Genomic DNA, 24496 nt, shown 5'->3' with positions numbered 1-24496 from the left:
GTATCAACGTAACCATGACCAAAATAAAAACGGAAGTCACCCGATCCCGGACGTCAAAATTCGGCGCTATCATAAGGGTTACCAGCGGCAACTTTCTCGAACAGTTCGACTTCTTTCTGTTCGGGTTCTATGCAACCTACATATCCCAGACGTTCTTCCCTGCAAGCAGTGAGTTCGCCTCGCTCATGATGACCTTCGCCGTATTCGGTTCGGGTTTTCTGATGCGTCCATTGGGTGCGATCATACTCGGCGCCTACATCGACAAGGTGGGGCGTCGCAAGGGTTTGATTGTGACGCTGTCGATCATGGCATGCGGCACGGTACTGATCGCGTTGGTGCCAGGGTACGCCAGCATCGGAGTCGCAGCACCGATTCTGGTACTGTTGGGTCGATTGCTTCAGGGCTTCTCGGCAGGTGCGGAGCTGGGCGGTGTGTCGGTTTATCTGGCCGAGATCGCAACGCCGGGCCGTACTGGTTTCTACACCAGTTGGCAATCGGCCAGCCAACAGATCGCGATCATCCTTGCGGCGGCGTTGGGCTATGGGATCAACGCCTATCTGGATGCAACCGAGATAGCTGCGTGGGGCTGGCGCATTCCGTTCTTCATCGGCTGCGTGATCATCCCGTTCATTTTCATCATTCGTCGTTCGTTGCAGGAAACCGAAGCGTTCAAGGCTCGCGCGCATCACCCAAGTACTGCCGAAGTGTTCCGCTCCATGCGGGACAACTGGCGCACAGTGCTGGCGGGCGGTCTGTTGGCGTCGATGACCACGACTTCCTTTTACCTGATCACCGTATACACCCCGACGTTCGGAAGAACGGTGCTGCACTTGAGCACCACTGATAGCTTGGTGGTGACGTTGTTTGTGGGCCTCAGCAATTTCATTTGGTTGCCCATCGGCGGCGCGATTTCAGATCGAATCGGCCGTCGTCCACTGCTGTTGGCGATCTCGCTGCTGTGCATTTTCACCGCGTATCCGGCCATGCATTGGCTTGCTGAAGCCGCCAGTTTTGAGCGATTGTTGGTGGTTTTGCTGTACTTCTCGTTCTTCTTCGGCATGTACAACGGTGCAATGGTCGCGGCGTTGACCGAAGTCATGCCACAGAATGTACGGGTGGTGGGTTTCTCTTTGGCCTTCAGCCTGGCGACCGCAATTTTTGGTGGGTTTACCCCGGCGATGTCGACCTTTCTGGTGCAGGTAACCGGTGACAAGGCGTCTCCGGCATATTGGTTGATGTTCGCAGCGTTGTGCGGGTTCTCGGCAACGATGGTCTTGTATCGACAACGTAATAGGTCAGTGGCTGACTTGGTTCAAACCGCCGACTAGCAAAACATATTGACCGAACAATATCTTCCCTGCCTAAAGCATGCTCGTAGAAGTAGTAATGATTACTGCTGAGTGATCAGTTTAGTCAGGGAGCTGTATGTTTAATATGATTGGCGTTGTCGGGGTTGATAGGCGATGCTTTGGAGTTGGTTAAATAATGGCTGGAAAAGTGGCAGTAGAAGTTTAAGTATTTAAAGGCTCGTGCTACATGTTTTTATAGAAATAAAAGCTGTCTGGCAGTCCTCTGTTTGTATTGTTGCGGGTTGTTTATCTTTCGTATTGATTATGTTAATTAAAATAAAAAAACCGGAGCGCTATAGGTGAATAAGAGAGAAATTGCTATAACTTTCGCGCTGAGCAGTATCGCTCTGAGTACCCAAGCGTATGCTGACTTTCTAAGTGAGAGTAAAGCCACGCTGGGAATGAAGAATTTCTACTTCAATAACGACAACCGTGATGGCACCGCTGCCCCTTCGAAAACAGAAGAGTGGGCGCAAGGTTTCATGTTGGATTATAAGTCGGGATACACCGATGGCACGATCGGTTTTGGCGTTGATGCTCTGGGTTTGCTGGGTGTTACCCTGGACAGCGGCCAAGGACGGCATGTCGGCAGCACCATGATTCCTTCTGATAGTGACAATAGCGCCGTCGACGAGTGGAGCCGGCTGGGGCTGACCGGTAAAGTCAAAATGTCGAAGACCGAACTTCGTTACGGTACGCTGATTCCAAAACTTCCGATTCTGGTTGCCAACGATGGACGCCTGCTTCCACAAGCTTTCGAAGGTGGTCAAATCACCTCAAGCGAGTTTAAGGATCTGACGCTGACGGGAGGCCGAATCGAACATGCAACAGGCCGTGGTTCGAGCGATCAGACGGGGCTGGCCGTTACTGGCGGTACGCGTGAAAGCAACCAGTTCGACTTCGCCGGGGGCGATTGGAAAGTTACCAAAGACCTGACAGCTCAATATTATTACGCCAACCTCGAGAACTATTACACCCAGCAATTTTTTGGACTGATTCACACCATTAATTTCTTGGATAATCAGTCCCTGAAAACCGACCTGCGCTACTTCAAAACAGACTCCTCAGGCGAAAACAGCTCCGGTACTAAAGGCTACAGAGTGAGTGGCTACACCAAGAACGGTGATGGCGAAATCGACAACCGTACCTGGAGTGCCGCGCTGATTTACACACTGGGTGGCCACGCGATTACTGCGGGGTACCAAAGTGTGTCGGACGGCAGTAATTTCACTCAACTCAATCAGGGCAGCCTGGTAGACAAGGGCGCTGGTGGGGCAAGCCTTTATCTGTATACCGATCGCTTGATCCAAAGCTTCACCCGCGCAGGCGAGCGCACAGCTTTCGGTCAGTACGCTTACGACTTCGCCGCTTTGGGTGTCCCTGGCTTGAAAGCTTCGGTCATTTACCTCTCTGGGGACAATATCAAGACAACGACTGGCAACAATCAGAAAGAATGGGAAAGAGATATCAGCCTGGACTACGTTCTTCAGTCAGGAACGTTCAAAGGCGTTGGGTTCGGTTGGCGTAACGGCAAATCCAACAGCGAAGCCGCCCGTGATCAGGATCAGAATAGGGTGTTAGTAAGCTATAGCATTCCGCTTCTATAGCAACTCAGCTAGGAGCCCTTTGCTGCGCCGACGAGTGTCGTTCATTTTATGAGGTCGCGGTACGGTGTTTGTCTGGCCGGGTGTAGGACTGGGCCAGATGTTTTTTTCTTTCAAACAGATTTAAAGACTTTAATTCAAATGGTTTTGGCTGTAATGCACTCTGTCGATAAGACATGTGTGCATGTTTTATGCGCGGGTCGGAATTATTGAAACGATATTTGCATTTGAAGAAAATTTAATTTGCCAATACTCATTGTCTTATGAGTGTTAATTTCCATGATGATTAAACTAAGGTTGGTATTCATGCAACGAATTCTCTACGTATTGATGCGTGGTGGCATCTCCAAAGGACCTCTATTTCTCGGTTGAGATCTGCCGGTTGCCATTGAATAGCGTGACGGACAGCTGCTCAATTTGATGGGCTCGGAACATGAGTTGGAAATAGACGGCATCGACGGTGGCTGCCCGCAAACCAGTAAGGTGGCGATCATTAATCCGTTACTCCATCCGGACGCTGATATTGATTAGCTGTTTGTCCAGGTCACGGTGTTCAAGCGTTGTGAGGAGACCACGCCCAATCGCCTCTATTTCACCTGCGACATCGCCCTTTGGTAAGGCGCTCTTGATGCTCGCCGCCCCAAGGTAGCCGGTTTCAGGTGTTGCCCTGTAGTCTTGGATGAAGGAATCGGGTTATGTCGTTCAAACAAAAAATACTCCTGCTGACCCTGCTGCCAGTGTTGTTATTCGCCTTGGTCCTGAGCATCTGCATTACGACCACGCTGCTGTCTCGTGCCGAACAGGACGTGCAGCAGACCCGTGAGCGGCTGCTGCAAGAGAGCCGTTCCCGGCTTGAGGATTACGCCAGCATTGCGCGTACGGCGGTGGTGGATCTTTACGCCAACGGGACGGACGGCGATCTGTCGAAGCGCGCCTTGGGCATTGCCCGATTGTCGCGCATGAAATACGGCGAAGACGGTTATTTCATTGGATACGACAGCCAGGTGGTGCGCCTGTTTCGCGGTGACAGCAACGAAGGCGTGGGCACCAATATGAGCGAGCGTAAGGACAAAAACGGGGTCTATCTGAACCGTGACATGGTCGCTGCAGCAAAGAATGACAGTCACTTCGTCAATTACTCTGGCGCATTGGTCAACACCGACAAAGTGGTGCCGAAACTGGCTTACAGCTTTTATTTGCCCAAGTGGGACATGGTGGTTGTTACGGCCATCAACCTTGACAGCATCGAAGCCCAGGTTGAGCAGGTGCGTGGCGATATCCACCAGCAAGTGCGCAGCCTTGTCGTGGGCATTGTGCTGATTGCCCTGGTTCTGTTGGCGGTGCTGGGGGTGTTGGCGTTGTTGCTGGTCAACAACAGCATGCGACCGTTGTTGCTGATCCGTAACAGCCTTGACGAAATCGCCGCTGGCGAGGGCGATCTGACGCGTCGGTTGCCGGTCAGCAGCAACGATGAACTTGGACAGTTAGCCCAGTCATTCAACGCCTTTGTGGGCAAGATCCATGGGCTTGTGAGCCAGATCGCCGTCATGACCCGCCAGCTGAACAGCGCGGTGGGGCATGTGGCCGATCAGAGCAAGCAGATGGGCAGCGCTATGGAGCAACAGCGCCATGAAACCGATCAAGTGGCGGCGGCCATCAATCAAATGTCGTCGTCGGCCCAAGAGGTGGCGACCAGTGCACAAGGTGCTTCCGACGCGGCATTGGAAACCAATCAGCAGTCCCAACATGCCCGGCAGGTGGTCAACGGCAGTATTGAGCGTATCCAGGCGCTGACGATTGACTTGGCCAACAGCGGCGTCTCGTTGCAAGGTCTGCAGCATGATGTGGCCGCGATCGTGACGGTACTGGATGTCATCCGCTCGATTGCAGAGCAAACCAACCTGCTAGCACTCAACGCAGCCATTGAAGCGGCCCGGGCCGGTGAAGCTGGGCGTGGTTTTGCCGTGGTGGCCGATGAAGTGCGTGCTCTGGCCAACCGCACCCAGGGCAGCACCCAGGAAATCCAGACAATGATCGAGCGTCTGAAACGCACCACCAGCGGCGCCGTCGGGGCCATGCGCCAATCCAGCGAAGCCAGCGAAGGAGCCAGTGCCCACGCCGGTCAGGCGGGTCAGTCTCTGGGCACCATCGTTGAACTGATTGCCACCATTAACACCATGAACGCCCATATCGCCAGCGCCGCTGAGGAACAGACCAGTGTGGCGGAAGAAATCAACCGCAGCGTGCATCAGATTGCCCGAGCGAGCGATCGTGTGGCGGAGCAGACCCAGATCGGCGTCAGAACGGTGGACGATCTGTATGGCATTGGCAATCGTCTGGAGGTCCTGGTGCAGCAGTTCAAAATCTGAGTGGGCGAGGGCTGTCTCGATGAAGCAGGAAGTTTTGTGAATGATGGGTGTGCGCTGCAGTCGGAGCCTGAGTACCCTTACTTAATCCCAGTAGGTTCTCCGGTGCTGCTGGTAGTGCCTGAGTTCAGGGGAGCGGAAAAATCCGACTTTTTCAACAGAATCGGCCGATTTTTGCCGTTGCGCCGGTGTGCTTCGAACAGGCCCATTCAACAAAAGAATGTCCACGCTGAGATAGAGGAAGGTGCCTTTTGGGCCAGGAGCGGCGGCGCCACTGGAGTCCAGAGCAAAAGCTGGCCATGGTTCGCGAGAGCCTTGAGTCAGGGCAAAGTGTGTCGGTCGTCGCTCGGCGCAACGGCATCAATGCCAACCAGTTATTCCTGTGGCGCAAGCTGTATCAGGACGGCAGCCTGTCGGCGGTCAGCGCGGGCGAAGCCGTGGTGCCGGCCTCCGAGCTGAGCGATGCGCTCAAGCAGATCCGTGAACTGCAACGGATGTTGGGCAAGAAAACGATGGAAGCGGAAATCCTCAAAGAAGCCATGGAGATCGCCCGGTCGCGAAAATGGATTGCGCACTCACCCTTGTTGCCGGGGGACGACCAGTGAAGCTGGTCAGCGAATGTCTCGGTGTGGCGCGCTCGCAATTAACGGTTCGAATCAAGCAATCGGTATCGCCCAAGACACGGCGAAGCAGGCCTGTGAACGACGCTGAGTTGGTGGCCGAAATCCAGCAACAGGTCAGCGAACTGCCCAGCTATGGCTACCGTCGAGTCTGGGGATTGCTGCGTCGTGCCCGTGAAACCCAGTTGCTACCCGCGATCAACGTGAAGCGTGTTTACCGGGTAATGCGTGATCACAACCTGCTGCTTGAACGCCGGATCAAACAACCCGGCGTGCCGCGTCGGCACGAAGGCCGTATTGCGGTGCAAACCAGCGATACGCGTTGGTGCTCGGATGGCTTTGAATTCCGTTGCGAGGACGGCGCCAAACTGAGCGTGACCTTCGCCCTGGACTGCTGTGATCGCGAAGCCATCGGCTGGGTCGCCAGCCCAACCGGGTACAGCGGCGATGACATCCGCGACTTGATGTTGGAAAGCGTGGAGAAGCGCTTCGGTGATCAACTGCCTGCAACGCCGGTGCAGTGGCTCAGCGATAACGGTTCGGCCTACACCGCCGAACAGACGCGCCTGTTTGCTCGACAGATCGGCTTGCAGCCGGTGACCACACCGGTGCGTAGCCCACAGAGTAATGGCATGGCAGAGAGCTTCGTGAAGACGATCAAGCGTGATTACGTGGCGCACATGCCCAAGCCGGATCGAGAAACGGCGCTGCGTAACTTGGCAATTGCCTTCGAACATTACAACGAGCAGCATCCGCACAGCGCCTTGAACTACCGTTCACCGAGGGAGTTCAGGCGCTTGGCAGTGGCATCAATTTAACGGGGAGTTGGTGTCCGGTTTTGAAGGGGCAAGTCCAGAAGTGTAGTGACTGACTCGATCTACGATCTCTGATACTGACTTTTACCCTTGCGATTCACCACAGGCGGAAGCTGCTTTTTTGCTGAAAGTTAAACCCGGCAAACAAAAAACAAGTGGCTCGAAGGGGGGGGGGCGATGACCGCCCAGGCATCAGCCACCCGCTTTAAACCAGCCTCAATAAAGCTGAACGAAAGGAGCTGGGCCGCGGATTAATGGCTAGCCCAACTCCCCGTCAGACAGGTGACTCAGCCCTCTTGCAAGGCCCTTGGACGATTGCTGCGCTGTTCGGCTTCAGGGCTCGGCGCACTTTGCAACTGGAAGTCGAATTCAAGTTCAGCGTGACGTCCCACTATGCCGAGCTGTTCTGCCTGTGCATTACCCTCGACAAAGTTCACCTGACCTACCAGACCATCACGGGTGGCATAGGCAAAGTCATCCCACAGGTACTTGTCCCCGGAAAGATTGATCTGAGTCGTCAGATGGCGATGGCCTGGCGCCGAGATGAAGTAATGAATATGCGCCGGCCGCTGACCATGGCGGCCCAACTGGTCCAGGCATTCCTGGGTCGGACCCTGAGGATTGCAGCCATAGCCCGACGGTACGATGGAGCGTGCCCGGTAGCGGCCTTCGGAATCGGTGACGATACGGCGACGCAAGTTGTATTCCGACTGGCGCGAATCGAAATAGGAGTAAGCCCCTTGGGTATTGGCGTGCCAAAGGTCAACCACTGCGCCCGAGACCGGATTGCCATCGGCATCGCGCACCACGCCTTGCAGAAACAAAGCAGTGGCGACACCGTCTTCACTGCCGTCATCCATCCGGGCTTGTCCTTGGGACAGCGGAGCACCGGCCACATAGAGAGGACCTTCGATCGTGCGCGGAGTACCACCGACAAGACCAACTTGCTCATCCTTGGCATCTTGAAGCAAGTCCAGGAAGTGCTCGATACCAAGGCCTGCCACCAACAAGCCTGCTTCGTTATTGCTCCCCAAGCGATTCAGATAGTCAATCAGTACCCAAAATTCGTCATCGGTGACGTCCAGGTCCTCGACGATTTTCGCGATTTCATTTACGACCCGAAACATCAGCTGCTTCAGGCGCGGGCTGCCTTGGTCATTACCCAAGCCGCTCACTTCCTTGAAGAAGGCCTGGACTTCGGGAGTATGGGTAATTTTCACGTTCATGCTGGTTAACCTCTCTTATCGGTCTTATGAATCAACGGTTTTTTCAGTACTGGCCAAACGTCAACAGCGCTGGCTAATGTCACGGCTGGGCATTCAGCCCAGGTCACCACCACCTAAGTGGCATGGGCCACGGTTTCATTCGGCGTGGCATCGATGAAGTGGGTAATCCCATCCTCGAAGTTCAATGCAATCCTGGGGTTCATGGCGACCTCACGGAACCGCACTCGAAATGCCATTTTCGGAATTGGCGACATGCAGCAAAACGGCATGCGCCCAACAAAGACAACAGCTGAATACGGCCTCATTCACAGGTGATAGATATCGATGACCTGGCGAACGTAGTCGTTCTTCAGCACCACTTTCTTGGCCTTGATCAGCGGCTGTTCGCCACTGACATCCAGGGTGTAGAAGCAGGTGCCGAAGTAGCTGTCGACCGTCTTGTAGCGAAAACTCAGGGTGTGCCAGTTGAAACGTACCCGGCAGGTGCCTTCGCCATGCTCGATGATCTCGATATTGCTCAAATTATGTGAGGTACGGGTGTCGGGAATGCTGGCACTGGAGCGCTCGGTTTTGATTCGGAACACCCGATCTTCGAGACCCATACGGCTCCCGTACCAGATCAACGAAATTTCTTTCTGCGGGTCTTCGGTCAGCTCGTCATCGTCGTCCCAGGACGGCATCCAGAAACTTGCATCGACGGCGTAGAGTTCCAGCCAGTTGTCCCAGTCCTTGTCATCGAGGTAGCGCGCTTCGCGGGAGAGGAAGTCGCACACTGTTTCGTAGGAAACGCTCATTGTGCTTCCTCCACCCGAATCAACCGGTCCTGTTCGGCCGATAGCGCCTTGAGCATGGTTTCCTGCCAATACTTGTGTTGCAGCACAAACAGGCCCTCGTCTTCGGTGCGTACGCCACTGAGCAGCGGGTGCAGATCGATTTCCTGTGCTGTCGCATCGGCCCCTTCGATCCAATGCATGGCACCGCGTGACATATCGTTCCAGCCGGCACTGCCTTCATAACCCACCTGGCAGGAGCGGAACTCTTCCAGGTCATCGGGAGTGGCCATGCCACTGACGTTGAAGAAGTCCTCGTACTGGCGAATGCGCTTGGAACGAGCGTCGTCGCTCTCGCCTTTGGGCGCGATGCAATAAATGGTGATTTCGGTCTGGTTGACCGAGATCGGCCGGGCAATGCGGATCTGCGAGCTGAACTGATCCATCAAGTACACGTTCGGGTACAGGCACAGATTGCGCGAGTGACCGATCATCCAGTCAGCGCGAGCCTGTCCGAAGTCACCGATCAGCTCATCGCGACGCTCGTAGAGAGGCCTGTCTTGCGGATTGGCCCAACGGGTCCATAACAGCATGTGACCTTTATCGAAGGAATAGAAACCACCCCCATTCTTGGCCCAACCGCCGGCGCTCATCGTCGGGTTGTTGTCGCCCGCCAGGCGTTCCTTGCGCTGGTTCTGGGTAGCCGCGTAGTTCCAATGCACGGAAGTGACGTGGTAACCATCAGCACCGTTTTCGGCGGTCAGCTTCCAGTTCCCTTCGTAAATGTAGCTGGACGAACCGCGCAGCACTTCCAGGCCGTCGGCGGATTGATCAACGATCATGTCGATGATCTTCGCCGATTCTCCGAGATGCTCGGCCAAAGGAACGACATCAGGGTTCAGGCTGCCGAACAGAAAGCCGCGATAGGACTCGAAGCGTGCAACCTTGGTCAGGTCGTGGGAGCCTTCACAGTTAAAACTCGACGGGTAGCCCGCTTCGGACGGATCCTTGACCTTGAGCAGCTTGCCGGAGTTGTTGAAGGTCCAGCCATGGAAGGGGCAAGTATAGGACGCCTTGTTGCCGGTCTTGTGCCGGCACAACATCGCACCGCGGTGACTGCAGGCGTTAAGAAAGGCATTGAGTACACCGTCCTTGTTGCGCGCGATAAAGATCGACTGGCGGCCCATGGTGGTGGTGTAGAAATCGTTGATGTTCGGGATCTGGCTCTCGTGGGCCAGGTAGAGCCAGTTGCCTTCGAAGATCTGCTTCATCTCGAGATCGAACAAGCGAGGGTCGGTGAACATTTCCCGCTTGCAGCGGTAAACGCCTTTTCCACGGTTTTCTTCAAGCAAAGAATTGAGGTACTCGATGCCGATGGGCATGGCCTGAGACTCCATTGTTGTTATTAGGTATCTACAGCGTGGAGAGTCGGCGGGCCCGGCAATATCCTATCCGTGCAGACCTGTATCCGTTTCATGCAGCTTCAGGAATCCCGGAGTGAAGCGAATAGTGATGAGTTTCATTGGGTAGGTGGAAAGCCATAGGATCGGCTTAGGCATTGATTTGAATCAATAAAACGACACGGACGGTGGTGTAAACATCGCGTCAACCTTGTGGGGATGCAGTTTTATGCACGAGTCCAACCAGACAGCCCGAATTATCTGCAACGATCGTGAGCTAGCCGATCAATTGCGCCAACTGTTGGTTCACATAGCACCAGATTGCGAGGTGCTGAGCGCGCCGAGTGATTGCAGGGCGGCGCCGTTTTGCCGCTGGATCGGTGAAGCACAATTAGGGCCGGCTGGGTGGGTGTATGCCGCGTTGGCGGAGGCCACCGAGGTTTTGGAGCAGACTCGACACGCCTTCAAATCTCGCGAACTGGGGCTTCTACGGCGGCGCTTGGTTGCACTGCTGGATAAATTGTCAGACAATCCAGAATGATGTAAATATGCCATCAGTAGGTTCCGCTCAATGCGGGAACCGGCTTTGCCGAGCAGGACATTGGGCCTGAAAGACGAAGCGCCGTGACAACCCGTTCTTGACCAGAACGGGTTGTCACGGCGCTTTTTTTTGTCAGCAAAAAGGCATCTGTACAAACACAGGGAATTGAAAATGAAGGTGACAAAAGATCTGACGGCGTTGCTTACACGTATCCGTCTTGATCACGAGGAGATCATCGAGCGCTTCCGCTTTCTCAACTGGAGCGCTGAAGATGCCGAGCGACTCGGCGCAGCAGCCCAGCAGATGGCCCCGGCTCAGCAGGCTTTCGTCGATCACTTGTACCGTCACCTGGAGCAGTTTTCCACGCCGTCGGCTCTACTTCGCGCGCCGCAGGTCACGGCTCGCCTGAAGCACAGCCAGGCCGAGTATTACCAGCGTTTGTGGGGCGGCCCCTACGATGACGCCTACGTCAACGGCCGTCTGCGCATCGGTGTGATCCACCAACAGGTCGGCCTGGAGTTGAAGTGGTACCTTGGCAGCTACCGTCTATACCTCGACGACATGCTTGCAAGCGTGTTCGACAACAGCGACCAGGCCAAGCTTTACTCAAGTCTGTTGAAGGCGGTGTTCTTCGACATGACCTTGGCCATCGACACCTACAGTGCGGCCCAGCACAAGGCGCTGGAAGACAGCGAGGCGCGCTTCGCCCGTGCGCTACGCGGCGCCAGCGACGGCATCTGGGACTGGCATGTCGATCAGGATCGACTGTATGTTTCCGAACGTTGGGCCAGCATGCTCGGCCTCAGCCGCGACAGCATCGGCGAGAGCAGTGCCAGTTGGTTCGGTCGCGTGCATCCGGACGACCTGCCGGATTTTCGCCAGGCCATCGACGCCCATTTACAAGGGCAGACCTCCTTTGTCCACCATGAGTACCGCATCCGCCAAAACCATGGCAGCTATTTGTGGGTTCTGGTACGTGGAGTCGCCGAAGCGACGACGCCGGGCCAGTTACGCATGGCCGGCTCACAGTCCGATATCAGTGCACGCAAGGACGCCGAGCAGCGCCTCAAACATGCCGCCCGCCATGACCCGCTGACCGGCCTGGCCAACCGTATGCGCCTTGACGAGCAAATGCAGAAAACCTTCATGAAACTGCGCAAGGGAGGTGCCCACGAGGCGCTGCTGTTCATCGACCTCGACCGCTTCAAGTTGATCAACGATAGTCTCGGCCACAACGTTGGTGATCGCGTGCTGGTAGAAGTGGCGCAGCGCTTGAGGGACTCTCTGCGCCCTGGTGATCAGCTATTTCGCTTCGGCGGGGACGAGTTCATCGTATTGCTTCATGAACTCACCTGCGACCGCGACGCCGAGCGAGTATCCCAACGCATTCTCGACAACCTGCATCAACCGTTGCACATGGACGGTCGTACCCTGGTGGTCAGTGCCAGCATTGGTATCGCTCCATTGCACGATAACGGCAAAGCGCTGGATGTCTTGCAGGCCGCCGACCTTGCCCTCTACAGAGCCAAGTCTGCCGGCAAGGCGCGGTTCGCCCACTACAGCGAAGCGTTGCAAGGCACCGCACAACACCATCTGGAACTGGAGTCCGCTCTGGGCCAGGCGCTGCAACGCAACGAGTTCGAACTGCACTACCAACCGATCTATCGTCTTGATCAGGGGGCGCCAATTCTGTCCGGGGTCGAAGCGCTGTTACGGTGGCGCCATGGCGAACGCTTGATCTCACCACTGGAGTTCATTCCGGCGCTGGAAGAGTCGGGGGAAATCATCCGCGTCGGCGAATGGGTATTGCGTGAAGCCTGCCAGCAGACCCGCTTCTGGCAGCTGGCCGGACATGACCATCTGCGCTGCTCGGTGAACATCTCCAGCCTCCAGTTGCAACAAGCCGACTTCACGCTCCGGCTAATCGAAATCCTGCAAGAAAGCGGCCTGCCGCCAGCCAGCCTGATCCTGGAGATTACCGAAAGCCAACTGATGCATGACGACATGGATACATTGGCCTGTCTGAACGAATTGACTCGCTTTGGCGTGTTGTTGGCGCTGGACGATTTTGGCACCGGTTACTCATCGCTTGGTTATCTCACACGCTTTCCGCTGCACATACTCAAGCTGGATAGAAGTTTCATCGACGGCATCCCGTCCGACAAAAAACAGAGCGCGATCAGCCAAGCGATCATCGGTCTTGGCCGTAGCCTTGGCTTGGAAGTAGTGGCCGAGGGCATCGAGAGCCCGGCACAACTCGACTTTGTGGTCAGTGAAGGCTGCCATTACGCCCAAGGCTACTGGTTTAGCCGACCACGACCTGCCGCGCAGATGCAACGGTTGTTCAGCGCAGAGGACTGTTTCGAGGGGGTTGGGGGCCCGTTGCTGTAAGCACGGTAGGCACCCAGCGTTTATCCATCAGCTCAGGAGGCAAATAATGAAAATTAATCTTCCGCTCAGTGGTCGTGCTGTCGAGTTCAGCGCCAATGCGAATATTCTTTCAACAACCAACCCCAAGGGAGCCATCACATACGTTAATCCGGATTTCATCAACATCAGCGGCTTCAGCGAGGCTGAGTTGCTGGGTGTCAATCACAACATCGTGCGTCACCCGGATATGCCGCCAGAAGCTTTCACCCACCTGTGGCAGACCCTCAAGGCCGGACGCTCGTGGATGGGGCTGGTAAAAAATCGCTGTAAGAATGGTGACCACTACTGGGTCAGCGCCTACGTCACGCCGATGCAGCGCAAGGGTGACATAGTGGAATACCAGTCCGTTCGCACGCTCCCACCGAAAGCACTGGTAGACACCGCCGAACATCTCTATGCACAGTTGCGCAGCGGTAAAAAAACACACTGCCTGTATCCGTCACGACTGTCCGTCGGCATGCGCTTAGTACTTGTTGGCACTGGGCTGAATCTGCTCGGTTTTACCGCCTTAGGCTTGGCGGGCGCCCTATCCTGGAACCATGCAGCAATCGCTGCGCCGCTATTCAGCGTGCTGATCGGCGGTGTGCTGCGCTATAGCCTGCTTCCTCTCGACGCCCTTGCCCGAAAAGCCAAAAATATCGCCGATAATCCGCTAAGCCAGATGCTGTACAGCGGCCGCAGCGACCAATTTGGACAGATCGATTTCACCTTGCAAATGCTTGAAGCCGAGACGCGGGCAGTAGTCGGACGCATTGCCGACTCGGCCCGTCAGTTGAACAAAGAAGCCGAAGAGCTCGTCGCCGCAGTGGACAATAACAACTGCGCGACCTTGCAGCAGCAAGGGGAAACTGCCCAGGTGGCCAGCGCCATAACCCAGATGGCCAGCAGTGTGCAGGAAGTGGCGCGCAACGCTCAGCTCACCGCCAACTCGGCGAACCTGGCCAATCAAGAAACCGACCGAGGTCGAGAACTGGTCGAGCAAACCCGCCAACACATCGACGGTCTCGCCAGCGAGGTGCAACAGACCAGCGCGGTGATTCACCAACTGGAACAGCATGGACAAGAAATCAACCGCGTACTGGAGGTCATCCAGAGCATCGCCGAACAGACCAACCTGCTCGCCCTCAACGCCGCCATCGAGGCTGCTCGCGCCGGCGAGGCTGGACGCGGTTTCGCAGTGGTCGCCGACGAGGTGCGCGGGCTAGCTTCGCGCACCCAGCAATCCACCGCGCACATCCAGGGCACCATCGATACTTTACGGCGCTCCACGGGTGATGCCGTGGTCGCGATGCAACGCAGCCACAGTAAGGCCGAAGCCAGTGTTGAACAGGCAGTGTTTGCCGCCAGGGCACTGGATGGGATCACCCGGCGAGTCGGCGAGATAAGCGACATGAGTGTGCAAATAGCTGCCGCTGTAGAAGAGCAGAGTGCGGTGGGTGACAGCATCCAGTGCAACTTGGACGGTATCAGTCAAGCCACCCAAAGTAATGTGCTTGCCAGCAGCCAGAGCCGCACAACTGCTGCCCATGTCGCCAGACTGGCTGAGCGCCTTCAACTGCTGTCGGCGCAATTCTGGGGGCGTGAACGTAATGAATGACGGGTTCGAGCTGGCGGACAAGCACCCACCGCAAAGACTGCTGGGACTGGACAGCCTGGTGTTGAAGTTTTCCCGCCACTGGCATCTGAGTGGTGTCTATCTGCGCTGTACGGCCTGTGGCAGCGGACAAAAAGCCAGTGATGCCAACTTGCCGTTCCTCCATGAGAACAGCTGTCTTCGCGCGGATCCTCAGCACTACCCGTGGCACGATCTTGCCTGCATCCTGCATTGGGTACCGAGCGAAGATGTCGTTTATATCTAAGGCTTACCCGCGAGGGGAAACCCTCGTCATCGAACTCGCCGATATCACCTGTGCGCAACCAGCCGTCTTCGGTGAAGGAGCAGGCGCTCGGATCGACCCAGGAGTAACCCTGGAACATTGAGCTGCTTTTGATTTCTACCCGTTATGGTGCTCATCATCGGGCGCATAGCTGTCGTAGAAGACCGGTATTGGGACGGCGCAAAGACGGAGCGAGCTTGTTTGTTCCGTGCTTTTCTTGAGCGGATCGGGATGAATGCGGCCCAGACTCTGTATGAAAAATAAGTACGATTTCCTGAAAAGTGACGGTGTTCAGTCAGCCTTTTTACTGGCCTTGGTGTCTGTTGGCTTTCGTCGGGGCGGAGTGTTTTTTGGGTAATGTCTGCTTACTTTTGATCGCCGCTCAATCTTGAATCACTCGTCTACGCTGCGTGTACAGACCAGGAGTCTGTCGTTATCAGCAGTCGCAAGGAGCGAACCATGTACTTTGAGATCTACAGGCAGTCGCGAGGCACCCCGCTTACCGGGAAGGGCCAATGGCGCTGGCGTTTAAGGGCGGCCAATCATGAGACGGTTGCCAGCGGCGAGTCGTACATCAACAAGGCGGATTGCCTGCACGTGATCGGGTTGATCAAAAGTGTCCACAACGAAACATCGGTGAAGGAAATCTAGGGTCTTTACCTGTTGGTGTGTTGAATCGGGGCTGCTCAGACACATCGGGCAGCTCCGTGTCGCAGGTCCCGATGGCAGGGGGCCGAACGGGGAATCCTTCTTGCCGATAGACGGCGCTCCCCACAGCTTCATAAACTGTCGCCAGTCTTGAAGACCGGAGGCAGCTGATGAACCGCAATGAACTGCGTAAGGCCGACATCAATTTGATGGTGGTGTTTGAGACGCTGATGCTCGAACGCAATGTGACGCGAGTGGCAGAGAAGCTGTTTCTCGGGCAACCGACCATCAGCTCGGCACTCAACCGTTTGCGGGTGATGTTCAACGATCCGCTGTTTATCCGGGTCGGCCACCGCATGGAGCCGACGGCACGGGCCGAGGAACTGATTCAACACCTCTCGCCGGCGCTGGACGCGTTGTCCTCGGCGTTGAGCCTGACCCACCACTTCGATCCTGCCAGCAGCACCATGACCTTTCGCATCGGTTTGTCCGATGACGTCGAATTCGGTCTGCTGCCTCCGCTGTTGCGCGCATTGCGCCAGGAAGCGCCGCAAGTGGTGTTCGTGGTTCAGCATGTCGATTACTGGCGGATCCCGGACTTGCTCGCGTCCGGTGGCATCACGGTCGGCATCAGCCAGACCCGCGGCCTGCCGGCCAATGCCAAGCGCAAACTGTTGCGGCACATTCAGCCCTGCATACTGCGCGCCGATGCCTGCGATACGCCGCTGACCCTCGACGAGTACTGTTCGCGGCCGCATGTGCTGGTTTCGCACACGGCCAATGTCAGTGGCTATGCCGATGAGTGGCTGGCCGAGATCGGTCGCAAACGCCAAGTGGTGCTCTCGGTGCCGCAATACAGTGCCTTGCCGGCCCTGCTCGCGGGGACGGACCTGATTGCCAGCCTGCCGGACTACGCGGCAGCGGCGATGGCCGCCTCGGGTCAGTTGTTCATGGAACCGTTCCCGTTCAAGACGCCGACCCTGGACCTGTCCATGGTCTGGCTGAGTCACGTCGATACCGCCCCCGCCGAACGCTGGCTGCGTGCACGCCTCGAAGCCTTCATGAGCGAGCGCGGTGTGTCCGGGATACAGAGTGACAAGTTGCTCGGACGGTAACCGGCGGCGGTTTGCTTGCCCGGCATTTCGCGGGGAAGGGCAGGGGCGCTCTATGGTATATCTACGCCCCTTCGTTCAATCCTCAAGGAGCATCACAATGCCTCACCTGCACATGGAATACACCGCCAACCTGCCGAACCTCAATGCCGATGTGGCGTTGTTGCGCTTGAACAACGCATTGGTGGCGTCCGGGCAGTTTTCCGCAGAGTACGATATCAAGAGCCGTGCGGTGCAGGTCGGTGCGTTTCGGGTCGGTACCGGGCTGGGCGAACGTGGTTTTGTGCATGTGAAGCTGGCGTTGCTGAGCGGGCGCTCGCCCGCGATCAAGAAGCAATTGTCCGAAAGCCTGTTGGCGGTGGTGCAGGACCTCTGCGAATGGCCCGCCAGTGTTGATGTGCAACTGTGCGTCGAGATTCTGGATATCGATCGCGATTCCTACGCCAAGACGGCCATCAGCCACTGATATTCAGCGCGCTGAGCCTCAGACAAAACCTTGTTCTGTGCAGGCCCTGACACGCGGCTCGTTGCGATTGGCCATGACGCCGACCTTCACCGCTTACCTGATCGGCCCGTTGCTGGCGCGTTTCAACAGTCTGTAACTGCCGGGGTTGCGCCCGCTGGCGCTGCAACCGGCGTTACCGCAACGCACGGTGGCCTTGCTCAGTCGCAAGGGCGCTTATCGCAGCGCGGCGAGTGAGGCATTCCGGGCGCTGGTCAGTGTTCAGTGACCGGGAGCGGTCGCCAGCCACTGGGCGAGCACCGCATCATAGGCGCCGGTGGCTTTGCTCAGGTGTAGCCACTGATCCACATAGGCCTTCCAGGCCACGTCATCACGAGGCAGCAAGTAGGCTTTCTCGCTGTACTGCAAGTACTGCTCGGGGTTGACTGCGCACAAACCGGGTTTGAGCTTCTGTTGATAGCGTGCTTCAGAGGCGTCGGTGATCATCACGTCGGCCTTGTTTTCCAGCAATTGTTCGAAAATCGTCACGTTGTCCGGAAACAGGGTCAGCGTGGCGTTGGGCAAGTGAGTGCGGGCAAATACTTCGTTGGTACCGCCTGCCGGCTCGATCAACCGCACGGAAGACTGATTGAGCTGTTCGACGGTTTGATAGCGTTGTTTATCTTCGCAACGCACCAACGGGATTTTTCCGTCGACGCCCAGCGTGTCGCTGAAAGCCGCCTTCTTCTGCCGCTCCAGTGAAACCGAAATGCCGCCCATGCCGATATCGCAACGGTCAACCAGAAAATCCGTCATCAGGCTCTTCCAGGTGGTGGGGACCCATTGCACGTCAACGTTCAGACTTTTCGCCAGGGATTGGGCCATGGCGATATCGATCCCTTCGTATCCGCCCTCTGCGCGCAGATAGGTGTAAGGCTTGTAATCGCCGGTAGTACAGACCTTCAGATGACCCCGTTCAATCACCTGGTCCAGGTGCGAGGGCGCATTCTGCGCATAGGCCTGGACGCTGAACGTGAGTAAGGAGCAGAGCAGTAAACGAGCGTTCATCGGGTCGTCCTTGAGTGTTGCCAGAGGAGGAGGGGAGGTCGACGTCAGTATTTGTTGGCTGGGCGCGATGGCGCAAGCGTAGGGTCATTGCGCGGAGAATGTTTAGCCAATCCGCAACCAAGGTTCTTCAAGTCTGGATTTAACGGCATATCGCTGCGTGTGACGCTGCTTAGCCTCTGTGTACTGCGGTGTTCTCTATGGACGGTTGCTCAGTCGACATTCACCCCGAGGCTTCGCCTGGCGCTGATGCATCATGCCGTCAGCATCAGCGTCGATTCACGTCCGCCACCGTCCTGAACCTGTCTGCATTGCCTTCTGAACTGGCCTTTTGGGCGCTGTGGCACTGTCGCCATGCGCGCCCGCCGGATGTCTGTATTTCCCGTTAAGTCTTCTCAACGGTCCTTGCCTCGTGTGCAGGGATCCAACTGGCGGCGCCTGTGCGTTTGCCTGACGCGGAAATACGAGAGTTCCCATGAGTACGACCCCCTTTGCCTCGAAACAAGAAGCCCTGACCTTCCTTGAACTCAACCCGGATATCGAGATGTTCGAGTTGTTCATCCTCGACAACAACGGCGTGCCACGCGGCAAACTGCTCCATCGCGATGAATTGCTGGCGGTCTATGAAAGCGGCCGGCCACTGCCAAGCACCATTCTCGGGCTGACGATCAATGGCGAGGACGTGGAAAATTCCGGGCTGGTCTGGGAGGTTGGCGATATCGATTGCCGGGCCTATCCGCTCAGTGGCAGTTTGCAGCGCATGCCGTGGCGGCAGATCCCTACGGCGGCGGTGCAAGTCAGCATGCACCCGCAGGAGGGCCTGCCGGCGACCGTGGCCGATCCGCGGTATTTGCTGGCCAAGGTCATCGACGGGCTCAAGGCCGATGGTTATTACCCGGTGATGGCGGCGGAGCTGGAGTTTTACCTGCTCGACCAGCAACGCGACAGCAACGGTCGCCCGCAGCCCGCGCGGGATGTCGACGGTGGGCGACCACGGACAACCCAGGTCTACGGCTTGCGTGAACTGGAACAGATCGAACCGTTTCTCGCTGATCTCTATGCGGCCTGCAAACTCCAGGGCATCCCGGCACGCACGGCGATTTCCGAGTACGCCCCGGGTCAGGTGGAAATCACCCTCGAACACCGCAGCGATGCGTTGCAAGCCATGGACGAAGCGGTGCGTTACAAACGCTTGGTCAAAGGCGTGGCGCACCGGCACGGGATGGTCGCGTGTTTTATGGCCAAACCCTTTGATGATCTGGCGGGCACCGGCATGCACCTGCACGTCAGCCTGGCAGACAAGGACGGCAACAACCTGTTCGCCAGTGAGGCGCCGGACGGCACGCCGCTGCTCAAGCATGCGGTGGGCGGCATGCTTGGCACCTTGCTCGATTCATTGTTGATGTTTTGCCCCAATGCCAATTCCTATCGGCGTTTCCAGACCAACAGCTATGCACCGCTGGCCGCGACCTGGGGCGTGGACAACCGCACCGTGAGCCTGCGCGTGCCGGGCGGACCGGCGTTTTCCCGGCACATCGAGCACCGCATCTGTGGCGCTGACGCCAACCCGTACCTGGCGGCTGCGGCGATTCTGGCCGGTATTCATCGTGGGATTCGCGAACAGCGCGACCCCGGCGCCCCGGTCGAAGGCAATGGCTACGCGCAGGCCAGCGAGTTGCTGCCGACCGACTGGCTGACCACACTGCGCGCACTGGAAGGTTCGGCCTGGGCGCGCGAGGCGTTCGGCGGGGAATTCCTCGGGGTTTACCTGGCCGTGAAACGCGCTGAGTACCGTACGTTCATGGGGGAAGTCGGGGAGCAGGACTGGCGCTGGTATTTGCATCAGGCGTAATGCTGAAAGCGGCAGACTAGAGCCTGTATCGTCATTAAACCTTTTTTTCACGCGAAGCTTGATAACCTGTCGCCAGTCAGTTGTTCCCTTTACCAAGAGTCGCCAGTTATGTCTGCGCAACCCCCCTCTTCAGTCGAGCACGAATGTGCTCGACGCTACGATCAGGAGCACGCTCGAGTCTGCCTCCAGCCGCATCCCCGTGGGCTGGTGCAGCGGTTTTTGCAGTGGCGTGGCGAGCGACTGGTGCGGCGCGCACTCAAGGTGGCCGGCGAGCCGGGGCTGATTCTCGATGTGGCCTGCGGGGCAGGGGGCAACTGGCCGGTGCTGGCCGAGCACACCAACCGGGTGATTCTGGCCACTGACCCGTCCCAGGAAATGCTCGACCACGCCCAGACTCATCATCCGGCCGAGCTGCTCAAGCGGGTCAAAACCTTTCAGGGCTCGGCATTCACCATCGGTTTGCCGGAAAACGCCGTGGATTGCATTTTTTGCATGCGGTTGTTTCAGCACATCGAAAACAGTGAACATCGCTTGGCGATACTGCGTGAGTTTCACCGGGTCAGTCGCGACGCGCTGATCGTGTCGGTACAGCGAGACGGTTACTTCAAGCTGCGTGCGCGGTTCGGCGAGGATGCACAAGCGCGTCAGTTGGCGACCAAGGCCGAACTTGAGGCAGAGTTCCGGCAAGCGGGCTTCAAGACGCTCAAATACCTGGACACCCTGCCTGGCAGCGATCTGCCGCGTGTCTACGTGCTGCATAAAGCCGACTAGTTGTCCTATTCTTCTCGAGCCGCGGGAGTTTTGCTCAAGCGCTTGCTCAGTCAGTGCGCGGAAATCGCCGGGGCCGATATATACTGCGCGCCATTCTTCAAGGGAGAGCCGTGTGGCCATCGATATTCACTGGATTCGCGACAACGATAGCCTCGGTCAGTTTTGCGCCCAATGGCAGCAGTTGCCGTTCGTCGCCCTCGATACCGAATTCATGCGGGTCGACACTTTTTACCCGATCGCCGGCCTGTTGCAGATTGGCGATGGCGAGCGGGCTTTCCTGATTGATCCATTGACGATCGACAACTGGCAACCGCTGGCCCAATTGCTGGAAAACCCGGCAGTGGTCAAAGTGCTGCACGCCTGCAGCGAAGACCTCGAAGTCCTGTTGCGCTTGACCGGCAGCCTGCCTGCGCCATTGTTCGATACGCAACTGGCGGCTGCCTACCTGAACCTGGGCTTCTCCATGGGCTACTCGCGGCTGGTGTCGGAAGTGCTCGGCATCGACCTGCCCAAGGGTGAGACCCGTTCTGACTGGCTGCAACGTCCGCTCTCGGAAACCCAGATCAGCTACGCCGCCGAAGATGCCGTGCATCTGGCGGAGGTTTTCGTGCGTCTGCGGCCAAAATTGTCAGACGACAAGTACGCCTGGGTCCTGGAAGATGGCGCCGAACTGGTGGCCAACCTGCGCCGCGAAGTCGACCCTTACGAGGTGTATCGCGAGGCCAAGCTGGCCTGGAAACTGTCCCGCGCGCAACTCGCGGTACTGCGTGAACTCTGCGCCTGGCGCGAACACGAAGCCCGCGCCCGCGATCTGCCACGCAACCGCATCGTGCGCGAGCATTCGTTGTGGCCGCTGGCACGCACCCAGCCGGACAATCTCGGGGCATTGGCGAAAATCGAAGACATGCACCCGCGCACCGTGCGCCAGGACGGTGAGTTTCTGTTGGGCTTGATCAAGCAGGCGGGCAGTGTCCCGCCGGACCAGTGGCCGCCGGCGGTGCCCGAGCCCTTGCCGGTGGAAGCCGCGGCACTGATCAAGCGTCTGCGGGCGCTCGGTCAGGCCGAAGCTGAACGCTTGAACATTGCCCCGGAACTGATGCTGCGCAAGAAAACCCTCGAAGCCTTGCTCAAGAGCGGCTTCCCCGAGGGCCCTTACCAATTGCCTGATTCGCTGCGTGGCTGGCGCCGCGAATTGATGGGCCAGGCCCTGCTCGACTGCCTGGCCACTGTCGGAGAACAGCCTTGAAACGTATTTGCTCTATCTACCGAAGCCTGAAGAAAAACGAGATGTACCTCTACGTGCTCAAAAGCGATGCACTGGAGCGCGTCCCGGAAAACCTGCTGCTGGCGTTCGGCAAACCGCATCACGCCTTCGACCTGGTGTTGACCCCCGAGCGCAAGCTCTCGCGCGAAGACATCACGGTGGTCCTGGAAAATCTCGACAAGCAGGGTTATCACCTGCAAATGCCGCCGGCCGAAGACGAGTACATCGAGCACTTGCCGGAAGAGCTGCTACGACGCAATGATCCGGTTTGACGGATATCTGTAGGGGCTCTGTCCAGAGCCTCTGGAAACAATGGAATTGATTATTTTGGCGAGGGCCGCGGGCGAGGGAGAAACACTCCTTCGGCGGTCTTGTGCACTGTTTTTTAAGGTTTGAACCATGCGCGTTCTGATTGCCGAACACGACCACGCTGTATATGCCCAACTGTTGCGTCAGGCCGCGCCTGAACTGCAAGTACTGACCAGCGGCGACTCCGCTGAATTGGCCAGCCTGGCCGCCGACTGCCCGGTCTGGCTCGGCCAGCCAGACCTGTTGGCGACGCTGTTGCGTCAAGGTCATGAGCCTCAGTGGCTGCAATCGACCTGGGCCGGTATTACACCGTTGCTCGCCGACGGCTTGCCACGCCACTACCGGCTGACCCGTGCGGTCGGGATATTCGGTCAGATGATGGCTGAATATGTGCTGACCTACATGCTTGGCCATGAGCGCGAAGTGCTGGCGCGACTGGTCAGCCAGGTCGAGCGCAAGTGGGACAACCGTCTGGGCCAGAGTCTGGCGGGGCGCAAGGTGCTGATCGTCGGGACCGGCGATATCGGTCAGAGCGTGGCGCAGTTCCTGGTACCTTTTGGCGTCAAGCTGTACGGGATCGCCAGTACGCCACGCGAGCAGGCGCCGTTCATTGAAGTTGCGGGGCTGGAGGATCTGGGGCGCCTGGTCGGTGAAGTCGATTACGTGGTCAACCTGCTGCCGAATACGCCGAACACTCACGATCTGTACAACGCCGCGTTGTTCAAGCAGTTCAAGTCGACCGGTTTGTTCATCAACGTCGGGCGTGGCGTGGCGGTAGTCGATGCGGATCTGGTGGAGGCCCTGAAAGAAGGGCATCTGGCGGGGGCGGTGATCGATGTCTGCCGTCAGGAACCGTTGCCGCAGCGCCATCCATTCTGGACCGCCTGGGGCTTGCTGCTGACCGGCCACAGCTCGGCACCTACCTCACCGCCGATGATGGTGCAGTTGTTTATCGAGAATCTGCGCGCGTTCCAGGCCGGTGAAGCGTTGCGCGGCGAAGTGGATTTCACACGCGGGTATTGAAAACCCACAAACTACTGTGAGAGCGAACTTGTTGTGGCGAGGGAGCTTGCTCCCGCTCGGCCGCGTAGCGGTCGTAAACCGGCGGATGCGTTCTATCGGATAAAGCGCGGTTGCCAGTCTTGGGGTTGCTTCGCAACCCAGCGGGAGCAAGCTCCCTCGCCACAGGTTTTTCAGTGTGGCTTACAGGGTGAAATCACCCTCAGCCGCCAGCTCGCTCAATGGGCGACGCGGGCTTGGGACTTCCCGGGCTTGCAGATAATCGGCGAGCGTCGCCTTGTCACCCAGCTTGCCGATCGCGACTGCCGCGTGCAGCGCGTAGCCTTCAGGAATATTCAGCTCCTTGCGGGTCAGCTCCTGATCGAAACCGGCCATGCCGTGGGTGTGCCAGCCGCTGATAGAGGCTTGCAGGGCCAAATGGCCCCAGGCGGAGCCGGTGTCGAAGGTGTGCCACAGGGCGGCGGTTTCTTCGGTGGCGCCAGGCGCGGTGAAGGTGGTTTTCGAGATCACGATCACCAGGGCCGAGGCGTGTTGCGCCCAACTGCGGTTGAACTCGTTCAGCAGACCGAGGTAACGCTCCCAGTTCGGCGTATCGCGGCGCGCGTAGAGAAAACGCCATGGTTGCGAGTTGTAGGCCGACGGTGCCCAGCGAGCCGCTTCGAAAAAGCTCAGCAGGGTTTCTTCAGGGATACTTTCACCGGTGAAGGCGCGCGGCGACCAACGGTCAGTGAACTGTGGATGAATGGCATATTCGGCAACGCGGGGATTAGCGCTCATGGACGAGTTTCCTGACTACGTTTATGAAGGAAAAGCTGAGTAAAAACCGACGCGCACAGTTGAGCTGGGCAGTGAGGTTTTTCAGACCCGGGGCAATTGCCCTGAATGCAACGCGGTTGAGCGTTAATGGCACCTTGGCATGGGTCGTTGCGACTCGCAAAGCTACTTCGCGGCGTCATAACTGACAAGTTCTGTTCTACCGGCAGTCGCCAGCACTTGGCCCGCAGGGGCTGGGGCA

General features: G+C 57.5%; 21 protein-coding genes and 5 pseudogenes. 20 read left to right on the top strand and 6 right to left on the bottom strand.

Annotated features, from left to right (window positions below):
* Window positions 1-14: 14 nt before the first annotated feature.
* The 6 genes and pseudogenes from HK44_RS20010 to HK44_RS19990 all read left to right on the top strand — a co-directional run bounded on the left by HK44_RS20010 (window position 15) and on the right by HK44_RS19990 (window position 6757).
* Window positions 15-1328 carry an MFS transporter gene (locus HK44_RS20010; protein WP_019692521.1) on the top strand — a complete coding sequence of 438 codons (1314 nt, stop codon included), beginning with the start codon at window positions 15-17 and terminating at the stop codon, window positions 1326-1328.
* Between the two features lie 320 nt (window positions 1329-1648).
* Entirely contained in the window at window positions 1649-2956 is a 1308-nt protein-coding gene (locus tag HK44_RS20005; protein ID WP_019692520.1) for an OprD family porin, read from the top strand.
* A gap of 303 nt (window positions 2957-3259) precedes the next feature.
* A pseudogene (locus HK44_RS20000) lies at window positions 3260-3481 on the top strand (PrpF domain-containing protein); the annotation flags it as partial.
* Window positions 3482-3648: 167 nt separating this feature from the next.
* Window positions 3649-4464: pseudogene (locus HK44_RS30660) on the top strand (cache domain-containing protein); the annotation flags it as partial.
* 36 nt (window positions 4465-4500) lie between these two features.
* A complete protein-coding gene (locus HK44_RS30655) occupies window positions 4501-5322 on the top strand; it encodes a methyl-accepting chemotaxis protein (RefSeq protein ID WP_431357343.1) in 822 nt (273 codons plus the stop codon).
* A 296-nt stretch (window positions 5323-5618) separates the two neighbouring features.
* Window positions 5619-6757, top strand: a protein-coding gene (locus tag HK44_RS19990) for an IS3 family transposase (RefSeq protein WP_431357342.1) whose coding sequence is annotated in 2 segments (ribosomal slippage) — window positions 5619-5883 and window positions 5883-6757 — 1140 coding nt in all. Because the reading frame shifts where the segments join, the coding sequence is not laid out codon by codon here.
* Window positions 6758-7041: 284 nt separating this feature from the next.
* On the opposite strand, the gene catA is transcribed toward HK44_RS19990, so the two are convergent.
* The 4 genes and pseudogenes from catA to benA all read right to left on the bottom strand — a co-directional run bounded on the left by catA (window position 7042) and on the right by benA (window position 10132).
* A complete protein-coding gene (gene catA / locus HK44_RS19985) occupies window positions 7042-7980 on the bottom strand; it encodes a catechol 1,2-dioxygenase (protein WP_019692515.1) in 939 nt (312 codons plus the stop codon).
* 119 nt (window positions 7981-8099) lie between these two features.
* Window positions 8100-8183, bottom strand: a pseudogene (locus HK44_RS30650) (hypothetical protein); the annotation flags it as partial.
* A gap of 102 nt (window positions 8184-8285) precedes the next feature.
* Window positions 8286-8774 (bottom strand): benzoate 1,2-dioxygenase small subunit, encoded by a 489-nt coding sequence (gene benB / locus HK44_RS19980; protein ID WP_019692513.1) that lies wholly within the window; start codon window positions 8772-8774, stop codon window positions 8286-8288.
* Window positions 8771-10132, bottom strand: coding sequence for a benzoate 1,2-dioxygenase large subunit (gene benA / locus HK44_RS19975; RefSeq protein ID WP_019692512.1), 1362 nt, complete (start codon window positions 10130-10132; stop codon window positions 8771-8773). Before benA ends, benB begins: the two co-directional genes overlap by 4 nt.
* A gap of 247 nt (window positions 10133-10379) precedes the next feature.
* Between benA and HK44_RS19970 the strand changes: the two genes are divergently transcribed.
* The 9 genes and pseudogenes from HK44_RS19970 to HK44_RS30640 form a co-directional block, all read left to right on the top strand.
* The gene (locus HK44_RS19970) at window positions 10380-10691 is read left to right on the top strand and encodes a hypothetical protein (RefSeq protein ID WP_019692511.1); all 312 of its coding nucleotides are present in this window, start codon (window positions 10380-10382) and stop codon (window positions 10689-10691) included.
* Window positions 10692-10862: 171 nt separating this feature from the next.
* The gene (locus HK44_RS19965) at window positions 10863-13082 is read left to right on the top strand and encodes a putative bifunctional diguanylate cyclase/phosphodiesterase (RefSeq protein WP_024265089.1); all 2220 of its coding nucleotides are present in this window, start codon (window positions 10863-10865) and stop codon (window positions 13080-13082) included.
* Between the two features lie 46 nt (window positions 13083-13128).
* Window positions 13129-13458 (top strand): annotated as a pseudogene (locus tag HK44_RS30645) (PAS domain-containing protein); the annotation flags it as partial.
* Window positions 13432-14718 carry a methyl-accepting chemotaxis protein gene (locus tag HK44_RS19960; RefSeq protein WP_431357341.1) on the top strand — a complete coding sequence of 429 codons (1287 nt, stop codon included), beginning with the start codon at window positions 13432-13434 and terminating at the stop codon, window positions 14716-14718. The pseudogene HK44_RS30645 and the gene HK44_RS19960, both read left to right, overlap by 27 nt.
* The gene (locus HK44_RS19955; RefSeq protein ID WP_019692509.1) at window positions 14711-14980 is read left to right on the top strand and encodes a hypothetical protein; all 270 of its coding nucleotides are present in this window, start codon (window positions 14711-14713) and stop codon (window positions 14978-14980) included. Before HK44_RS19960 ends, HK44_RS19955 begins: the two co-directional genes overlap by 8 nt.
* Window positions 14981-15457: 477 nt before the next feature.
* Window positions 15458-15649, top strand: coding sequence for a YegP family protein (locus HK44_RS19950; protein WP_019692507.1), 192 nt, complete (start codon window positions 15458-15460; stop codon window positions 15647-15649).
* Window positions 15650-15816: 167 nt separating this feature from the next.
* Complete coding sequence (locus tag HK44_RS19945) at window positions 15817-16761, top strand: LysR substrate-binding domain-containing protein (protein ID WP_019692506.1); 945 nt, start codon at window positions 15817-15819, stop codon at window positions 16759-16761.
* 97 nt (window positions 16762-16858) lie between these two features.
* Window positions 16859-17224 (top strand): 5-carboxymethyl-2-hydroxymuconate Delta-isomerase, encoded by a 366-nt coding sequence (locus HK44_RS19940; RefSeq protein WP_019692505.1) that lies wholly within the window; start codon window positions 16859-16861, stop codon window positions 17222-17224.
* 37 nt (window positions 17225-17261) lie between these two features.
* Window positions 17262-17357 (top strand): annotated as a pseudogene (locus HK44_RS30640) (transcriptional regulator CynR); the annotation flags it as partial.
* A 125-nt stretch (window positions 17358-17482) separates the two neighbouring features.
* On the opposite strand, the gene HK44_RS19930 reads toward HK44_RS30640, so the two are convergent.
* Window positions 17483-18268, bottom strand: a complete 786-nt coding sequence (locus HK44_RS19930; protein ID WP_019692503.1) for a transporter substrate-binding domain-containing protein — start codon at window positions 18266-18268, stop codon at window positions 17483-17485.
* A gap of 472 nt (window positions 18269-18740) precedes the next feature.
* Here HK44_RS19930 and HK44_RS19925 point away from each other — a divergent pair, with 472 nt between their 5' ends.
* The 5 genes from HK44_RS19925 to HK44_RS19905 all read left to right on the top strand — a co-directional run bounded on the left by HK44_RS19925 (window position 18741) and on the right by HK44_RS19905 (window position 23484).
* Window positions 18741-20117, top strand: coding sequence for a glutamine synthetase family protein (locus tag HK44_RS19925; RefSeq protein WP_019692502.1), 1377 nt, complete (start codon window positions 18741-18743; stop codon window positions 20115-20117).
* 108 nt (window positions 20118-20225) lie between these two features.
* Window positions 20226-20888 carry a class I SAM-dependent methyltransferase gene (locus HK44_RS19920; protein ID WP_024265087.1) on the top strand — a complete coding sequence of 221 codons (663 nt, stop codon included), beginning with the start codon at window positions 20226-20228 and terminating at the stop codon, window positions 20886-20888.
* A 112-nt stretch (window positions 20889-21000) separates the two neighbouring features.
* Complete coding sequence (gene rnd, locus HK44_RS19915) at window positions 21001-22134, top strand: ribonuclease D (protein WP_019692500.1); 1134 nt, start codon at window positions 21001-21003, stop codon at window positions 22132-22134.
* Window positions 22131-22424 carry a YcgL domain-containing protein gene (locus tag HK44_RS19910; RefSeq protein ID WP_019692499.1) on the top strand — a complete coding sequence of 98 codons (294 nt, stop codon included), beginning with the start codon at window positions 22131-22133 and terminating at the stop codon, window positions 22422-22424. Before rnd ends, HK44_RS19910 begins: the two co-directional genes overlap by 4 nt.
* Window positions 22425-22551: 127 nt before the next feature.
* Complete coding sequence (locus tag HK44_RS19905) at window positions 22552-23484, top strand: D-2-hydroxyacid dehydrogenase (protein WP_019692498.1); 933 nt, start codon at window positions 22552-22554, stop codon at window positions 23482-23484.
* 180 nt (window positions 23485-23664) lie between these two features.
* Here HK44_RS19905 and HK44_RS19900 read toward each other — a convergent pair whose 3' ends face one another.
* Window positions 23665-24258 (bottom strand): nitroreductase family protein, encoded by a 594-nt coding sequence (locus HK44_RS19900; RefSeq protein WP_019692497.1) that lies wholly within the window; start codon window positions 24256-24258, stop codon window positions 23665-23667.
* Window positions 24259-24496: the final 238 nt, after the last annotated feature.

It is taken from the genome of Pseudomonas fluorescens HK44, from assembly GCF_000217955.3.
In the GTDB taxonomy this organism is placed as follows: Bacteria; Pseudomonadota; Gammaproteobacteria; order Pseudomonadales; family Pseudomonadaceae; genus Aquipseudomonas; species Aquipseudomonas fluorescens_AQ.
This window is presented reverse-complemented; position numbering and strand designations above follow the sequence as displayed.

Excerpts from the sequence above, each read along its gene's own strand:
- HK44_RS19945 (WP_019692506.1), top strand. The coding sequence starts at position 15,817 with ATGAACCGCAATGAACTGCGTAAGGCCGACATCAATTTGATGGTGGTG.
- HK44_RS20010 (WP_019692521.1), top strand. The coding sequence starts at position 15 with ATGACCAAAATAAAAACGGAAGTCACCCGATCCCGGACGTCAAAATTC.
- HK44_RS19970 (WP_019692511.1), top strand. The coding sequence starts at position 10,380 with ATGCACGAGTCCAACCAGACAGCCCGAATTATCTGCAACGATCGTGAG.
- benA (WP_019692512.1), bottom strand. The coding sequence starts at position 10,132 with ATGCCCATCGGCATCGAGTACCTCAATTCTTTGCTTGAAGAAAACCGT.
- HK44_RS19960 (WP_431357341.1), top strand. The coding sequence starts at position 13,432 with ATGCAGCGCAAGGGTGACATAGTGGAATACCAGTCCGTTCGCACGCTC.
- HK44_RS19905 (WP_019692498.1), top strand. The coding sequence starts at position 22,552 with ATGCGCGTTCTGATTGCCGAACACGACCACGCTGTATATGCCCAACTG.
- HK44_RS19900 (WP_019692497.1), bottom strand. The coding sequence starts at position 24,258 with ATGAGCGCTAATCCCCGCGTTGCCGAATATGCCATTCATCCACAGTTC.
- HK44_RS19920 (WP_024265087.1), top strand. The coding sequence starts at position 20,226 with ATGTCTGCGCAACCCCCCTCTTCAGTCGAGCACGAATGTGCTCGACGC.
- benB (WP_019692513.1), bottom strand. The coding sequence starts at position 8,774 with ATGAGCGTTTCCTACGAAACAGTGTGCGACTTCCTCTCCCGCGAAGCG.
- HK44_RS30655 (WP_431357343.1), top strand. The coding sequence starts at position 4,501 with ATGACCCGCCAGCTGAACAGCGCGGTGGGGCATGTGGCCGATCAGAGC.
- HK44_RS19955 (WP_019692509.1), top strand. The coding sequence starts at position 14,711 with ATGAATGACGGGTTCGAGCTGGCGGACAAGCACCCACCGCAAAGACTG.
- HK44_RS19925 (WP_019692502.1), top strand. The coding sequence starts at position 18,741 with ATGAGTACGACCCCCTTTGCCTCGAAACAAGAAGCCCTGACCTTCCTT.
- HK44_RS19950 (WP_019692507.1), top strand. The coding sequence starts at position 15,458 with ATGTACTTTGAGATCTACAGGCAGTCGCGAGGCACCCCGCTTACCGGG.
- HK44_RS19940 (WP_019692505.1), top strand. The coding sequence starts at position 16,859 with ATGCCTCACCTGCACATGGAATACACCGCCAACCTGCCGAACCTCAAT.
- HK44_RS19965 (WP_024265089.1), top strand. The coding sequence starts at position 10,863 with ATGAAGGTGACAAAAGATCTGACGGCGTTGCTTACACGTATCCGTCTT.
- HK44_RS19930 (WP_019692503.1), bottom strand. The coding sequence starts at position 18,268 with ATGAACGCTCGTTTACTGCTCTGCTCCTTACTCACGTTCAGCGTCCAG.
- catA (WP_019692515.1), bottom strand. The coding sequence starts at position 7,980 with ATGAACGTGAAAATTACCCATACTCCCGAAGTCCAGGCCTTCTTCAAG.